General features: G+C 57.7%; 13 protein-coding genes, 1 rRNA gene and 1 riboswitch. Of the genes, 7 read left to right on the top strand and 7 right to left on the bottom strand.

Annotated elements, in window-relative coordinates; genetic code table 11:
- Positions 1–9: 9 nt before the first annotated feature.
- Positions 10–555, top strand: a complete 546-nt coding sequence (locus VFA76_04130; GenBank protein ID HZR31028.1) for a lysophospholipid acyltransferase family protein — start codon at positions 10–12, stop codon at positions 553–555.
- 87 nt (positions 556–642) lie between these two features.
- A riboswitch (cobalamin riboswitch) is annotated at positions 643–868 on the top strand.
- Positions 869–894: 26 nt separating this feature from the next.
- Entirely contained in the window at positions 895–3,099 is a 2,205-nt protein-coding gene (locus VFA76_04135) for a TonB-dependent receptor (protein ID HZR31029.1), read from the top strand.
- 3 nt (positions 3,100–3,102) lie between these two features.
- On the opposite strand, the gene VFA76_04140 is transcribed toward VFA76_04135, so the two are convergent.
- On the bottom strand, positions 3,103–3,807 hold the full coding sequence (locus tag VFA76_04140) for a class II aldolase/adducin family protein (protein ID HZR31030.1): 705 nt from the start codon (positions 3,805–3,807) through the stop codon (positions 3,103–3,105).
- 15 nt (positions 3,808–3,822) lie between these two features.
- On the opposite strand from VFA76_04140, the gene queA reads away from it, so the two are divergent.
- Positions 3,823–5,049, top strand: coding sequence for a tRNA preQ1(34) S-adenosylmethionine ribosyltransferase-isomerase QueA (queA, locus tag VFA76_04145; protein HZR31031.1), 1,227 nt, complete (start codon positions 3,823–3,825; stop codon positions 5,047–5,049).
- A gap of 196 nt (positions 5,050–5,245) precedes the next feature.
- Positions 5,246–8,074, top strand: a complete 2,829-nt coding sequence (gene polA / locus VFA76_04150; protein ID HZR31032.1) for a DNA polymerase I — start codon at positions 5,246–5,248, stop codon at positions 8,072–8,074.
- Here the strand turns inward: polA and glmM are convergent.
- From glmM to VFA76_04180, 6 genes are all read right to left on the bottom strand, one after another.
- A complete protein-coding gene (gene glmM, locus VFA76_04155) occupies positions 8,071–9,438 on the bottom strand; it encodes a phosphoglucosamine mutase (protein ID HZR31033.1) in 1,368 nt (455 codons plus the stop codon). The genes polA and glmM overlap by 4 nt on opposite strands.
- A 42-nt stretch (positions 9,439–9,480) precedes the next feature.
- Positions 9,481–10,140, bottom strand: coding sequence for a CdaR family protein (locus VFA76_04160; GenBank protein ID HZR31034.1), 660 nt, complete (start codon positions 10,138–10,140; stop codon positions 9,481–9,483).
- Positions 10,141–10,157: 17 nt separating this feature from the next.
- Positions 10,158–11,030 (bottom strand): diadenylate cyclase CdaA, encoded by an 873-nt coding sequence (gene cdaA, locus VFA76_04165; protein ID HZR31035.1) that lies wholly within the window; start codon positions 11,028–11,030, stop codon positions 10,158–10,160.
- An 82-nt stretch (positions 11,031–11,112) separates the two neighbouring features.
- Positions 11,113–12,486, bottom strand: coding sequence for an exodeoxyribonuclease VII large subunit (xseA, locus tag VFA76_04170; protein HZR31036.1), 1,374 nt, complete (start codon positions 12,484–12,486; stop codon positions 11,113–11,115).
- A 43-nt stretch (positions 12,487–12,529) separates the two neighbouring features.
- On the bottom strand, positions 12,530–12,760 hold the full coding sequence (locus VFA76_04175; protein ID HZR31037.1) for a DUF2905 domain-containing protein: 231 nt from the start codon (positions 12,758–12,760) through the stop codon (positions 12,530–12,532).
- A 40-nt stretch (positions 12,761–12,800) separates the two neighbouring features.
- Positions 12,801–13,238 carry a hypothetical protein gene (locus VFA76_04180; protein ID HZR31038.1) on the bottom strand — a complete coding sequence of 146 codons (438 nt, stop codon included), beginning with the start codon at positions 13,236–13,238 and terminating at the stop codon, positions 12,801–12,803.
- A 167-nt stretch (positions 13,239–13,405) separates the two neighbouring features.
- On the opposite strand from VFA76_04180, the gene VFA76_04185 reads away from it, so the two are divergent.
- The 3 genes from VFA76_04185 to VFA76_04195 form a co-directional block, all read left to right on the top strand.
- The gene (locus VFA76_04185; GenBank protein ID HZR31039.1) at positions 13,406–13,759 is read left to right on the top strand and encodes a hypothetical protein; all 354 of its coding nucleotides are present in this window, start codon (positions 13,406–13,408) and stop codon (positions 13,757–13,759) included.
- A gap of 108 nt (positions 13,760–13,867) precedes the next feature.
- Entirely contained in the window at positions 13,868–14,512 is a 645-nt protein-coding gene (locus tag VFA76_04190) for a hypothetical protein (protein HZR31040.1), read from the top strand.
- A gap of 695 nt (positions 14,513–15,207) precedes the next feature.
- Positions 15,208–16,271: ribosomal RNA gene (locus VFA76_04195) — 16S ribosomal RNA — on the top strand; the annotation flags it as partial.

Genomic DNA, 16,271 nt, shown 5'->3' on the forward strand with positions numbered 1-16,271 from the left:
GGGGCTCCATTGGACGATAGGGCCCGTCCCATGATCTGGGTGTTTTGGCACAATTGCATTCTTCCGGCAACGTACCGCTTCCGAAATCACGAGTTAGCGGTGCTCGCCAGCCGCAGCTTCGATGGTGAGTGCATAGCTCGCCTTATTGAGAGGTTCGGCTACAAGGCGCTACGAGGATCGAGTTCACACGGCGGCGTGGGTGCGATGCTTGCCGCACGCAGGGAAATCGAGCTTGGCCGGGCAGTTGCTTTTACTATTGATGGTCCACGAGGACCACGGCACGTTGCGAAGCCGGGCCCCCTTCTTCTGGCGCGGGTCACGGGCATCCCGGTTGTGGCATTTCACGTAGCGGTGGAGCGCGCTTGGACTCTGCCGACCTGGGACAGGATGATTATTCCCAAGCCATTCAGCCGAGCACTGGTTCGCGTGAGCGCGCCAATTCTGGTAGCGCGCGATGAGAATGATGAGCAAATGGAGAGGCTTCACGCCGAGCTTCAGGCAGCCCTTCAAAGAGTTGAGCAAGACGCCCGAAGCGAAGTAGCCCGCTCAAGGTAGTGCGCCCTGCAAGTCTGTTTTGACATTTGAGCGGCCTTCCAGTTACCCTTCTTCCCGAAGTTGCAGGACCATTGTCCTGCATTGCTCTTTGCCAACTTTGGTTCGCGTGTCCTGAGCGCCTGCTCAGGACTGGGAAGCGGGTGAGAATCCCGCGCTGCCGCGCAACTGTAAGCGAGGACCGTTTCGCCGGTCACTGGGAGATCCCGGGAAGGCCGACGATTGATCGCGGATGTCGCCCACAAGCTGTGATGCTTGTGAGCTGAACATCCTGACTCGCAAAGCCAGGAGACCGGCGCGAATCGCCACCGCAACCCCTTTCGCGTGCAAAGGAGGAGTCTCGTGCGAGTCCTGCTTTACGTTCTCTTTATCATGATTTGCGGTCCGGTCGCGCTGGGGAGCGGTCCCAGCGCCAACAATCTGACAGTCACAGTTGTTGATTCCCAGGACGCCCTCGTCCCCAATGCGCGGGTGCTGTTGTCTCAGGCCGATCAGCCCGCTTCCCTCGTGATGCAAACCACCTCTGCTGAAGGTAAGACCACTTTCACTGCACTGCGTGCGGGCGAATACCGCGTTCGAGTATTGGCGCCGGGATTCGCGGAAGAGGAAGCTCGTGTTGGCGCGCCCGGAGAACATACCCTGAAGCTGCACGTGGCCGCCGCATCTGAAAACGTTACCGTTTCCGCCACGCGAACCCCGGTTCCTACAGAGGAGAGCGGCGCGGCGGTTGCAAGCCTCAACGCCGACGAACTCAAGAATATGCAGCCGGTGGATGAAGCAGAAGCTTTGCGCTTCCTGCCCGGTGCGATCATCGGGATTGCCGGTCGCCAAGGAGGCCTTTCTTCGCTTTTTGTGCGAGGAGGCGATTCCCGCTACAACAAAGTCATAGTTGACGACGTGACCGTGGATGAACCCGGAGGCACATTCGATTTCGGCGTGGTTCCGATGGTCGAAATCGATCGGCTGGAGATGGTGCGTGGGGCAGCGAGCGACCTTTACGGCTCTGACGCCATGACCAGCGTGGTGCAAACCTGGAGCCGCGAAGGCAGCACCCGCGTTCCTGAGCTTCGCTTCGGTGCGGACGGGGGCAGCTTCCAGGCCGCTCACGGCTACGCTTCGGTTGCAGGCGCGCGGGGCCGCTTCGATTACAACGTGTTCGGCGATCAATTCAACACCAGCGGCCAGGGCATTAACGACGACTACTCAAATTCTTCGCAGGGGGGCAATGTCGGAATAAAACTCAGCCGACAGATATCGTTCCGCCTGCGTGCCCGCCATTCGAATAACCGTACAGGGATCCAATCCGCCTGGAACTTTAACGGTCTCCCGCTACTGGCGCCTGATCGCGATCAGCGGGCTCGCCAGAATAATTTCCTCTCCAGCGGCGAAATCACGGCCAGTACATCGCGCTCTATCCACCGATTTACCGGGTTCGAATACCGGCATGTGCGCCTCAACGAGGATGACGTGGTGGATCCTGGCATCGTTTCGCCGCTATACGGCAATGTCGATTTCCCATTTCGTTTGCTCAACGACTTCAATCGTGCCGGATTTGAATATCAAGGCGAATACTGGGAGCGAAGCTGGGCGCGGACTACATTCGGCTACCGCTTTGAAGATGAGAACGGCTTCGTCAACATACCAGTGGTGCACGCAGTGCGCCTCAACCACGATGTTTACGGCCAACAGCTATTGACCTGGGGACGTGCGTCTTTGCAGGCGGGATTGCGCTTCGTGCAGAACGGCACCTTCGGCAACAAAGTCGTGCCACGGATTGCAGGCAGCGTGCTGATGCTGCGCGGTGGGCAAACCTTTTCAGGAACGCGTCTGCGCGGATCCTATGCGACAGGGATTAAGGAGCCGCGTCTGGAAGAAGCTTTTGCCAACGGGCCGTTCGCGATTCCTAATCCGAATCTGAAGCCGGAAGAGAACCGCTCGTTTGACGCGGGCATTGAGCAGAAGCTGGGGGGAGGGAAATATGTCTTGTCCGCCACTTACTATCACAATATTTTTCGCAACCAGGTTGAGTTTGCCAGCAGTCCAGTCACTTTCGTCGGCCAATACGTAAACGTAAATAAAACTTTGGCCCATGGCGCGGAGTTCGAGTTCCACGCCCGATTAACCACGCGGATGTCGCTTGATTCCGCTTATACGTACACTTCCACTCAGGTACTCGCAGCTCCCCTCTGCACCCCGCAAAACTTTTGCGACCCCCTGTTAGGGACTGGGGCGGAACTGGTGCGCCGGCCCAGGCATTCAGGAAATGCTCTGTTGAACTATGCCAGCCGTCGCTGGGGCGGGCAGATTGGTGCTACCGCTCTGGGCAGGCGAGTTGATTCAGACTTTCTCGGGCTGATACCGCACATTGACCATACTGCCGGCTACGTGCGAGTTGACCTAGGCAGCTGGTATGCCATCAATTCCCATGTGAGCGTATATGCGAGCGTAGGCAATGCCTTCAATCGACGCTACGAAGAAGCTTCGGGATATCCGGCACTCCGGGCCAACTTCAGAGCAGGACTGCGGTTTCGCGTGGGTGGAGAGTGATTCTTAGCGGCGGCGGCTGTGACTGTTTCCAGCACGGCCGTTGCCGCTCTTCTGTGCATCGTTGATGGCACAGACATACTTTTCGCGCGTGATCGCCAGCTTTTCGAGTTCCTCTTGGCTCAATAGTTGCTGCTTTCCCAACATGTGAGTCACTAAGGCAATCTTGGCGAAGTGCTCGACCGTCTCCATACGCATATAGGCAACAAACAAATCCTCGCCGTAGGTGACCACGCCGTGGTTGGACATCAATATGGCGTTGTGGTGCGGTACCAGCGGGGCGAGTGTCTGGGAGAGCTGGGGCGTACCCGGCGTGGCATATTCGGCCAGGGGTATGGTGCCGAGGGCGATCACCACCTCAGAAACCAAGGGTTGGTTTAGAGGCATGCCCGCTGCGGCGTATCCAGTGGCGGTAGGTGGGTGAGCATGAACGACCGCCCGCACGTCAGGGCGGAGGTTGTAAATCAGCAGGTGCATGGCCACTTCACTAGTTACCTCGCGACGCCCGCTGAGCTTGTGTCCCTGCAGATCTACGACCACCAAATCCGACCTGCCGAGCATCCCCTTGCACATGGCGGTCGGCGTCACCAGGATCCGATCTTTGGGGAGCCGCACGGAAATGTTGCCATCGGTAGCCGCAATGTAGCCGCGCTGGTGGATCATGCCCCCGATGCGGACAATCTCTTCCCGGTGCTGACGCTCACTTTTCATTCGGAAGCCGAGCAGGTGGGTCCCCGCAACTTGTCGAATGGTACCGCAGGAGCGAGAATCCGGCAATGCGCTTTCGCCGGCGATTCAAGTTTCAAATACGTCTGCTCCTATAATTGGCCAGTGCTGGTTTCGGAGTTCGACTACTACCTTCCCCAAGAGCTGATCGCCAAAGAGCCGCTGCCAGATCGGAGCGCCTCGCGTATGCTGCACCTGCAAATGGGAGGGGCTGCCGACGATGCAGCGCTGCGCGACCGGGTCTTCCGTGATCTGCCTGATCTTCTTCGCGCCGACGACTTGCTGGTATTGAACAATACGCGCGTCTTTCCGGCACGTCTCTATGGGAGGCGAGTCGGGGTTCGCGCCCAGCTGGTTAGTCCTAACAATCCGGCCGCTGCAGAGTTCCTCCAAGGCCGAATTGAAGTGCTGCTTACCCGGCAGCTATCGCAGGAGCCAAATGAATGGGAGTGCCTGGTGCATCCGGGGCGCAAAATTGGACTCGGCGAGCGGCTGTTTTTCGGAGAGGGGGCAGAGTTGCAGGCAGAAGTCATCGGTCGGGGCGGACTGGATGGCCGTAGTTTTGGAGAGCGACGGATTCGATTCGTCCCGCACCCCGATTTTGTTGACGCCATTGAGCGCATTGGGCACGTGCCGCTGCCGCCCTATATTGACCGCCTCGATCGGCCTGCCGATCGCGATCGCTATCAGACGGTTTATGCCCGCGAGAGTGGCTCGGTGGCAGCGCCGACTGCGGGACTGCATTTCACACCAGAGATATTTGGGCGCCTCCGCGAGAAAGGCATTGAAACGGCCGAGATTACGTTGCATGTGGGACTGGGAACGTTCCAGCCGGTGCGCAGTGAACGGGTTGAGGACCATCGTTTGCACCGCGAGTGGTATCGCATTTCGCCGGAGGCGGCGGAGCGGATCAGCCGGGCAATGGCCTCCGGACGGAGGATCGTAGCGGTTGGCACAACCACCGTCCGTACCTTGGAGTACGCCGCCCTGCAAAGCGGCAGAATAGGCATCGAGCCCGCCAGCGGCGAGGCCGAGCTTTTCATTTATCCGGGATTCCGGTTCCAGGTAGTCGGAGCTCTAGTGACGAATTTTCACCTGCCGAAGTCAACGCTGTTGATGCTGGTCTCCGCGTTCGCCGGGCGCGACCGCGTTCTTGCCGCTTATCGTCATGCCATCAAAAACCGCTATCGCTTTTACTCGTACGGCGATTGCATGTTCATCGAGTAGTCAAAGTCCGGGGATTTCTCTGCGCTCCGAACGAAAGAACCACGGTTGGGAGCTCTCAGCTTGCGTGGGCACAGGCGCCTCGCCTGTGCATGGCGAGCGGAGCTCGTTCGGACAGCCGAGGGTGGCTGTCCCCGCCGCGATTTATTTGCCTGCTGACTGCTAAACTAAATTGTTGCCTGCCCGAAAGAAAAACTCGATGGCCCAGGCTGAAGCTGTCCCCGAGGCCGAAAGCCAGGTTCCGCCGAAACCGGTAACCGTACCGGCGATTGCAACATCCAAGCCGCGCCTGCCCGAGGGTGCTCCCGGGAAAGGGCGCATCTTCTTGATTGATGCCATGTCTTTTATTTTCCGCGCCTATCACGCGATGGCGCGGCAGCGGCCCATGTCCACCCGCACCGGCATCCCAACGGCGGCGACGTACGTATTCGTCAACATGCTTCGCAAGCTGCGCGAAGACTTTCACCCGGAGTATTTGGCGGCGGTTTATGACGTGGCGGCCCCCACATTTCGCGATCAGCAGGCCGCGGCGATCACCTCGATCCGCAAATTCGATATAAAAACACAGACCTTTCAGGAGCACGCGTACGATGGTTACAAGGCGACCCGGGCGGAGATGCCGGGAGACCTCGCGCAGCAGCTGCCCTACATTCGGCGCGCCCTGGAGGCATACCGAATTCCGATCCTGGAAATGCCGGGCTACGAGGCCGACGACGTCATTGGAACTTTGGCCCGCAAAGCGGCGGAGCAGTCTTATCCGGTGTACGTGGTTTCCAGTGATAAAGACATGCTCCAGTTGGTGAGCGACGGGATTTGTGTGCTCAATCCCCCGAAGGACAATTTGATTTGCGATCGCGCCAAAGTGGAAGAGATTCTCGGCGTTCCTCCCGAGCGGGTGGTTGATGTGATGGCCCTGCGCGGCGACAGCATTGACAACATTCCTGGCGCTCCCGGAATTGGCGACAAAGGATCGGTGGAGCTTATCCGCCGATTTGGCTCAGTCGAGGGAGCTCTGGATCATGCCGCCGAAGTCGAAAAGAAAAGCTACCGCGAGTCTTTGCTGAACAATCGGGACAACATCCTGCTGAGCAAGCAACTCGTTACTCTCGATCGCAACGTTGGCCTGGAGCTCGACGTAGAAGCAATGCGGGCCGGGGAGCCGGATGCGGAGGCCTGTCGCAAACTTTTCACAGAGCTGGAATTCACCACCCTGCTGAAGGACTTTATTTCGGGAATCGAAGTCAGTGAGTCGCGGTACAGCGAAGCCAAGTCTGCCGCGGATGTCCAGGCGGTTTTGAAAGCGGTAAGAAAAGGCAGCGCACTGGCCTTGGCAGTTGCGGCCCCATTAGTTCAGGAGGCCACATCGCCCGACTCCGACGAAGAAGCGGACGATGTTGAATCCGGCGAACTGCCGCTGACCACATCAGCGCCCGCACAGCCCGAACCCGTACACAAGATTGCGATCTCCGCCGGGCCGGGCTCAGCATTGGAAATTTCTCTCGATGAGGGCACAGCCGCGGCAAAGCTCCTGTCAGCGCTCGATGATGCCGCTTTGCCCAAAGCTGTCCACAACTACAAGGCCTCGATTCACACATTTGAAGGGCTTGGACACGAGCTGACCGGCGTTCGCGATGATTCATTGTTGTACTCATACTTGCTCGACCCAACTTACAGTTCGCACCGCCTGCCTGATGTTGCGCTGCGGCGCTTTAACCTCAAGCTCTCTGGTTCTCTTGCCGAAGCCGCGGATGCCACCGGAAGGTTAGCGCGAGCTCTTCGTAACGAAGTGGAAGAAAGCGGTCTGACCAAGGTTTACGAGGAAATAGACCTGCCGCTGGTACCAGTATTGGCGCGGATGGAAGCGGCCGGCGTGAAAATTGATTGCGATGTCCTGGCGGAAATGTCCGCACGCCTGGAGCGCGAGTGCGGTGCCAAGGCCAAGGAAATTCACGAGCTGGCCGGCGTTGATTTTAATATCAACTCGCCGCGTCAACTCGGAGACGTGTTGTTCAACAAGCTCAACCTGCCCAAACCGGTGAAATATGGCAAGGGAAAGACCATCTCTACAGCTGTGGATGTGCTCGAGACTTTGGCGCTCACTCACGAAGTGCCTCGGCTGGTGCTGGAGTATCGCCAGCTCTCGAAGCTCAAGTCCACTTATGTGGATGCTCTCCCTGCGTTGCTGAACTCGTGTACCCAGCGGCTGCACACGACCTTTAGCCAAACCGGAACAGCCACAGGACGACTCTCGTCCGCCAATCCGAACCTGCAAAATATTCCCATTCGCACCGAACTGGGCCGCGAGATCAGGGCGGCTTTCATTGCGGAACCCGGCCACATGCTCCTGGCTGCCGATTACTCACAGATTGAGCTGCGGCTGCTAGCGCACTTTTCCATGGATCCGCTCCTGGTGGAGGCCTTTCGCCGGGGCGACGACATTCACACCCTGACCGCCTCCCAGGTCTTCGGAGTTCCGCCCCTGATGGTCAACGCTGAGCACCGCCGGCGGGCGAAAGTGGTGAACTTCGGCATCGTCTATGGGCTTTCGGCGTTCGGCCTGGCGCAAAACCTGCAAATTGAAAAGAGTGAGGCCAGGCAATTCATAGATGCCTATTTTGAAAAATATCAGGGCGTACGCAGATTCATCGATCGCACCCTGGAAGAAGCGCGCCGCGAGCTGCGAGTGAAAACCCTCTTCGGACGCATCCGGCCTATTGCTGACATCAACAGCAAGAACTTCAATATGCGGGGTTTCGCCGAGCGCACAGCGGTCAACACGCCGTTACAAGGCACCGCTGCCGACTTGATCAAGCTGGCCATGATCCGCATAGATGAAGAACTGCGGACGCAAAAATTGAAGTCACGCATGCTGCTCCAGGTCCATGACGAGCTGGTATTCGAAGTCCCGGAAGCCGAGGTGGACGCCGTTCGCTCGCTGGTTCGGGAGAAGATGGAAAAAGTCCATCCCCTGAAAGTTCCACTGGTGGTTGATATCGGAGTAGGGCCGAACTGGAGAGATTTAGACTAAGTCCTCTGCCCGAGTGTTCTCTGGATAGCGTCGGCGATTGAATCGGTAAGCCGCTGCATCTTCTCTTCGGTTTCTGCTTCCACCATTACGCGCGCTAAAGCCTCGGTTCCGGAGTAGCGCACTACCACACGACCGTTTCCGTCCAGTTCCTTTTCGGCTGCGGTGATGCTGCGGGCCACGTCAGGAACTTCCATCAGCGGCTTCTTCTCTCGTACGCGGATGTTTTTGATGACTTGTGGGAAGACGCGCAAGTCGGCGATCAATTCTGCCAACGGTTTACCAGAGCGGGCCACGATCTGGAGTACACGCAACGCGGTAAGCAGGCCATCTCCAGTAGTCGCGTCCGTGTCGCGAAAGATAATGTGTCCGGACTGCTCGCCACCAAGAGTGGCACCAGTCTTCTGCATCTCTTCCAAAACGTATTTGTCCCCAACGGGAGCGCGCAACATACGGATTCCCGACTTGCGGAGCGCAATCTCCAGTCCCATATTCGACATCGTAGTGGCAACCACGGTAGAGCCAGCGAGAGCGCCGCGCTGCTGCATCTCTCTCGCGGCCAGCAGCAGTACAGCATCGCCGTTTACCACGCGCCCTGCCGCATCGCTGAACAAGGCGCGGTCCGCGTCCCCATCGAACGTGATTCCAAGGTCATAGCTCCCAGGATGAGCAGCAATGGCTCTCGCGACGGCTTCCGGATACAGCGCACCACAACGATCATTAATATTGCGTCCATCCGGCGAAGTGCAGATAAAAGTGGCCTGCGCCCCGCAGGCACGAAAGACGTCCGCGGCTACCGCTGAAGCCGCCCCGTTTGCACAATCCACCAGTACTTTCAGGCGCCCCAAGTGCGTGTCCGTAACCTTGCTGGCCAGCCAGTTCACGTAGTTCGCATGCAGTTTGGAGTTGTCAGTCAGTTTGCGAGGCGTCGTCTCAGGAATCGATTTATCCAGCAGCGAAAAAATCTCAGCTTCGATCTGGTGCTCGACCGCATCCGGCAATTTGTATCCATCTGCCGAGAAAACCTTGATCCCATTGTCCTGCCAGGGGTTGTGTGACGCGGAGATCACCACTCCCGCAGCAAACCCGTTGCTGCGCGCCAGGTACGCCACGCCAGGGGTGGTTATAACACCCGCACTCTCCGCTTCCACTCCCCCGGACAGCAGACCCGACGCCAGCAATTCCGCGATCCAGGTGCTCGAGTCACGAGTGTCCTGCCCAATCACAACCCGCTTGCCACCAGCCGACAAGAGCCGGTGTCCGAGCGCCTGCCCAATGGCGAAGATGGTGCGCCGATCCAAGGGGTACTCGCCCGCGACCCCGCGAATTCCATCAGTGCCGAAAAGTTGTCGTTCTGGTTTGCTCATTTTAGGGGCTGTGTGGCGTGTGCTCTTCAGTACCGAAACGACTTATTTTCCCACTATTACGGTGACCCGAACAGGTTCCGGGCGTAACACCTGCACCAGAGGATCGGAGACGTAGGCGCGGGTGGTGAAGGTTTGACGACCAGAAATGCCAGTTGCATCCACCGGATCGGTAGTGGCGGCATCCACTGCCTCAACCCGCTTTTGAGGCCCGGCGATGGTAATTTCTTGCGGATCAGCTAAGACATTCGCGATGTGCATTCCCGTATCCCGCGAAAAAGTACCCACCACTCGCGGACGAACCTGCACGGTACGCGTCTTGCGCCAGTCAAAATCCAAAGACATCTTGGCCGGCACTACTTGGGCGACCGTCAATCCGCGAGGCAGGTGAACATTCCCGGGGCCCAATTGAAAGGTGCGGGAGCCCGGTTGCAAACCTGCCAGCTCGACGATGAGATGAACATCCCACGGACGCAGTCCCTGGACTTGACGAGCTGGTCCACGAAGTCGCACCTGAGCCGGCGGAACTGAGTCGGAACTGATCTGCAGATTTTCTGGCATGCCATGGAATTCAACCGGCACGTTGAGCGCAACTTCGGTCACAAAGTCGCGGGTGACCGTGGCCCACAGCAATATCGCCATCAGCAACGAAAAAAGCTTGAGGCCAAAGTCGTGAAAAACGTAACGCCGAAAGAAATTCAGCATAGCTAGGACCCAATCCTTTAGCTTATTCCCGCATCACTCGAACGCACCGAGGGCCGCGACGTGGGAGCGCCGTTGGTCTCTACTTCAGAGCCATTGCTGATCGGTGTCGGCAAGGTGGTAGCCGGTACATACCGGCGCAACAGCTGGCTCAGGCGCTCGCGTAACTCTTCCACGGAGAGGCCCCTTTGAATCTGGCCGGCGACCGCCAGGCTGATCGCTCCCGTCTCCTCGGAGACGATTACCGCGATGGCGTCGGTTTCCTCAGTAATGCCGATGCCGGCGCGATGCCGTGTGCCGAGTTGCGTGGAGAGCACGGGGTTCATGGAAAGGGGCAAAAAGCAGGCAGCCGCGGCAATGCGGTCCTTTTGTACGATGACCGCGCCATCGTGCAAGGGTGCGCTCGGCCGAAAAATGGTCGCCAGCAGGTCGTATGAGAGCCTTGCGTCGAGCGGGACACCGCTTTCGATATGGGTGCGTAACCCGATCTCGCGTTCAATCACCACCAGTGCGCCAGTTTGATTTTGCGAAAACAGATTCGCTGCCAACACGATGTCGTCATACGCTTCCGCCGCCGAGGCCTGCGCCGACCGGGAAAGTGTGAGCGCTCTTCCCAGCTTGGCCAAAAGGTGGCGAATCTCCGCCTGAAAAACCACAATCAAGGCAAAAATTGCGTAGGGAAGAAGTGTACTTAGGATCCAATTGATGGTCTTTAGTTCGCCGATTCGACCCAGCCAAAAGACCAGCGCCAGCATGCCCACGCCGATCAGCATGGGTGCGGCGCGGGTGCCGCGAATCAACACCAGAAATTGATAAATGAGCACTGCCACCACGAGCACGTCCAACACGGACAGCAGTGTCCCGTGTGGCCAGCGGTCCAGAATTTCTGTCAAGACAAAACCTCGGCTGGAACTCGGACAGAGCCCAGCCCGTATTCTAATCCAGTATTTAATCCCTTCTGACCGGCAACCTGCCTCACGGCTGTATCTTTTTTACGGTGGCGCTTAGTTCCCCGCGCGCCAGGCGAGCTGAAATCTCCTCTCCCGGCTTAACCTGGGACGAGTCCTTCACTAGTTTCCCTTGCGGATCGAACACCAGGGCGTAGCCGCGTTCCAGGATGTTTAGTGGGGAAAGGCTTTGTAGCCGGCCTTCGCTGCTTTCCAATCGTGAGCGGTTGTGTAATAAGCGATTGCGGACTGCCGCAGCAAGCGCGGCCGTCCCCGCGTGCAATTCGCGCCGTATGCCCAGCAGCAAGCGGCGCAGATCGTGGTGGCGCACCGCGGCTGTTGCCAACTCCAGGCGGCGGCGGTCTTTTCCCAGAAGTTCGCGTTGGGCAGTCAGCAACCGATAGCTGAGGTCATCAACCTTCTGCTGTCGGCGGGAAATCACGTCGGTTATCCGAGCGAAAGCCCCGTGCTGTGCCAGTTCGGTGAGCGCTTGCCTTCGCATAAGCAATTGGTAGCGCAAAGCACGAGCGAGTCTCCGCCGTAGGTTCTCCTCATGTTCCTCAATTTCCTGCTGAGAACGGATCACCAATTCGGCAGCCGCTGAGGGAGTGGGCGCGCGGAGGTCGGCCACAAAATCAATGATCGTGAAATCGGTTTCGTGGCCAATAGCCGAAATCACCGGAATTTCCGAAGTGGCAACCGCGCGCGCCAGGCCTTCGTTGTTGAACGCGGCCAGATCTTCCACGGAACCGCCTCCGCGCGCCACGATGATGACCTCCACGTTCCTCGAGCGGTTAAAGTAGCGGACCGCGGCGGTCACTTCACTGGCCGCGGCCTCGCCCTGAACCTGCGCGGGATAGATGAGCACATGGGCGTTCTGGTGACGGCGGCGCAATATATTCAAAATATCGCGTATGGCGGCTCCCCGAGGCGACGTGACCAGGCCGATGCGTCGGGGCAGTGACGGTATTGGCTTCTTACGTGCCGTCTCGAATAATCCCTCTGCCTCCAGACGTGCCTTAAGCTGCTCAAAAGCGATTTGGAGCGCGCCAGCGCCTTTGGGCTCCAGGTATTCGGCGGAGATTTGCAGTTCGCCGCGCGCATCGTAAATCGTTACCCGCCCGCGCGCGATCACCTGCATTCCGTTCTGTGGGCGGAAACGCAACAGCTTCGCCTGGGAGCGGAACATAACTACTCGGGCCTGCGAACTGTCGTCTTTTAGTGTGAAGTAGAGGTGGCCGGAATCGGAAGGACGGTAGTTCGAAATCTCCCCTTCCACCCATAAATCGCTGTATTCGCGCTCCAGATGGGTCCGAACAGCGCTTACCAGGTCGCAGACTTTCCAAACTCTTTGGCGCGCCGGTTGAAACAGCAATCCCAATTGGTCGCCGCTGCTGGCCATTAGACTTGCAGTTTACAGGCGCCGCTCGCAGGTTCGCCAGCTTTTAGCGCCCGCCACCAAAGCGGCCGAAGAGGTAAAAAAGCAAAGAGAGCACGACGCTCAAAATGATGGAAGTAGCCAGGGGGAAATAGAAGATGGTGTGTTTACCGCGCCAGACGATGTCACCCGGAAGGCGTCCAATGGGAATGTGCGTACGGCCAGCAACGACCAGGATTACACCGAAGAGGAGTACCAGCGCGCCAAAGAAGACCAGCAGCTTCCCAATATCGGCCACCGGAAAAGTCTAGCGCAAGCGCGTTCATCGCGCTCTCAAATCAAGCCGCGTCCTGCTCCAGTTCGCTCAGGAACTTTCCGCCGATAGCAGAATCTTCCGGCTTGTACTCGATGAACTGTATGTTGATTTTCCATGCCACTGCGGAACGCACAAGCAGGCGGGCGATCCAGCTCTTGCGCTCCAATTCCAATAAGCGGATCAAAAGAGGCGTCACTGTTTCAACGAAGTTTTTTTTCTTTTCCGCTGTCAGCAGCCGATCGGTGACTTCCAGTAAGTAATCGGGATCTGGAGCGTCAATCATCAGTTTGCCGCCGATGGCCATGTCTTCCATCCGAAATGGCACAAAGTGCACGGTGCAGCGATCGCGGTCTTCAGCAGACAATTGAAACGAACGCATCGTCGCTCTGGTTAGTTCCTTTGCAATTCTGCGCTTCTTGGAAACTGATAACTCAGGACTGTAGAACTTAAGGTACGGCATGGCGCCTCACGGTGTGAGATGCTCCTGAAACCCTGGCGTGCTGGCCGGGTTACGAATCTCGCGCGTTTGCTGTTCGAACAAACCAGAGCTGCTGAATTTTCTGAAGGTGATGGGCGCGCCAACCTGCTGCAGCTCGCGCGCGTCCTAATCTGTGAGGAAGGAATTGTGTGATTTCCGTTCTAGCCAACTTTCTAGCGGTGCTGGGCCTCGTCTTTTACGGATACACGCTCTTTGCCGAGTACCACTCCCGCGGGCGCTGGGCCAAGAATGTAACCGGACTCCTGGCTGGCCTGGGAATGTTGGTGTTGGCCATCGCTCTGCTATTGACCCCGCGGAATGTCAACATAATCCTGCAGATCGCGGAGAGTGGGGTATCTCGAGTGCTGGTGTGGGTAAGCACGGGGCTGTTGCTGGCGGCGATTACCGCCTTCGGTGCTATCACTTACTGGCGGCCTCTCCGCCTCTGGCACGAGCGGAAAATCCAGAGTGATCTGAACCGCGAGCTCCCCAACATCCACTAGTCTGGCAACTGGTCCGCCGCTGCAAGGGCATGATATGCAAGCTACAATCCCTGTATGCTCAAGCGGGCTCTCGCAACCCTAAGCATCCTGTTAACATCCTTGCTGGTCATGTCGCAAACACAAATACAGTCTGTAGATATAACGTCCGAACCCCACCACAAGCTGGTCCTTGAAAACCAATACACCAGGGTCTTTGTGGTTTATGTGGCGCCCCACGAGTCCACGCTGATGCACAGCCATGCCAAAGATTACGTGTATGTCGCGATTGGGCCAGCAGAATTAGAAAACCAGATCCCTGGCGAGAAGCTGGCCAAGGTCAAGCTTGAGGATGGGCAGGCGAGCCTGCTGAAGGGTGGTTTCGCGCACGAGGTCCAAAACCTCGCAGACACCCCCTTCCGCAACGTCACGGTTGAGATACTCAAGCCCGGCGCGACCCAGGCCAGTGAACCTAGCAGACGCGGCGTCGAGGTGGGCGACGGAAATGTGACTGACACAATTTACGACACCGCAGCAGTGCGGGTATCAGAGATCAAGCTCATGCCAGGGGCGACCCTCCCCTCACACCATCACGAGTTGCCTCACCTAGTAATCGCGCTTGCGGACTGCGAACTGCGAAATGAAGTGGAGGGCAAGCCTGCGGCGGTATTACCACAGAGAATGGGCAATGTTGCATGGGTGAACGGCGGATTCACACACAGCCTGACGAATATCAGCAAACAGCCCGCCCGCTGGCTGGCGGTGGAATTCAAGTAGGGATGCGGTCGGGAGCCAGTTGCAGAATCGCTCCACCGGTGGTATAAAAGATGAACCGAGTTAACCTGTTGGATGCGGCAATCGGTTGAATCCTTTTGATTGCAAGGACATCTAATTTGTTAGCCCGCAAATTGGCTCCGGCCACGGAGTCTATATTCGGGGACAGAGCTCCTCGAAGGGTTTAAGCGTACTTCGCAAGAACCTCCAAACGGTCTTTTATTGATTCTTTTTGCTCCTGCACGGGCCTGTGCCCAGTGGCACGGTCCTATGTCGCGGGAGCGCGTGTTTGCGCGCATAGCTCCGCCGTTCTGATTTGAATAAGCGTTTGAGCCACCGAAGAAGCTGGGTTGCTTTTCCTGGTGCTTCGGGTTGACAGTGCGCTGCAGCTCGCGATAGTGTTTAAAGGTTTTCCTCTCGAAGCTGATCTAATCAGCTTAGGGGGGAAGTTGCGAGGACGGACGTCCTGCTTTTGCAGTTCGTCCGGCCGAAGCGCGCCGCTCAGGCGGATTGCGGTTCGGTCTTTGACAACTAGGTTGAACGTGCCAGTCGTGAGTAAGGCCCTGACTGCGTCCGCAAGGACGTGGATCAGGAGCCCCGAAATTGCTTGAGTAAAGTTCGAGCGATCTCACAAGATAGTGCCGTCTTCGCTTGCGAAGGCGGCGTCTTCCCGGTGCAAGCCGGGAAGAAATCAGGTTTCAAACGAGAGTTTGATCCTGGCTCAGAATCAACGCTGGCGGCGTGCCTAACACATGCAAGTCGCACGAGAAAGCGGGGGCAACCCCGCGAGTAAAGTGGCGAACGGGTGAGTAACACGTGACTAACCTGCCTTCGAGCGGGGGATAACTCCGGGAAACCGGGGCTAATACCGCATAACATCGCGAGGTGAAATTCCTTGTGATCAAAGCAGCAATGGGCTTGAAGAGGGGGTCGCGGCTGATTAGCTAGTTGGTGAGGTAACGGCTCACCAAGGCGATGATCAGTAGCCGGCCTGAGAGGGCGCACGGCCACACTGGAACTGAAACACGGTCCAGACTCCTACGGGAGGCAGCAGTGGGGAATTTTGCACAATGGGCGAAAGCCTGATGCAGCAACGCCGCGTGTGTGATGAAGGTCTTCGGATTGTAAAGCACTTTCGACCGGGACGAAAACCCGCTGGCTAACATCCAGCGGTTTGACTGTACCGGGAGAAGAAGCACCGGCTAACTCTGTGCCAGCAGCCGCGGTAATACAGAGGGTGCAAGCGTTGTTCGGAATTATTGGGCGTAAAGCGCGTGTAGGCGGCTTTGCAAGTCGGGTGTGAAAGCCCTCGGCTCAACCGAGGAAGTGCACCCGAAACTGCTGAGCTTGAGTGCCGGAGAGGATGGCGGAATTCCCCAAGTAGAGGTGAAATTCGTAGATATCGGGAGGAACACCGGTGGCGAAGGCGGCCATCTGGACGGATACTGACGCTGAGACGCGAAAGCGTGGGGAGCAAACAGGATTAGATACCCTGGTAGTCCACGCCGTAAACGATGAGAACTAGATGTCGCGGGTGTTGACCCCTGCGGTGTCGAAGCTAACGCATTAAGTTCTCCGCCTGGGAAGTACGGTCGCAAGATTAAAACTCAAAGGAATTGACGGGGGCCCGCACAAGCGGTGGAGCATGTGGTTTAATTCGACGCAACGCGAAGAACCTTACCTGGGTTCGAACGGCACTAGACCGGTGCAGAGATGCACTTTCCCTTCGGGGCTGGTGTCGAGGTGCTGCATGGCTGTCGTC

The sequence above is a fragment of the Terriglobales bacterium genome, assembly GCA_035651655.1.
Classification (GTDB): domain Bacteria; phylum Acidobacteriota; class Terriglobia; order Terriglobales; family Acidobacteriaceae; genus DASRFG01.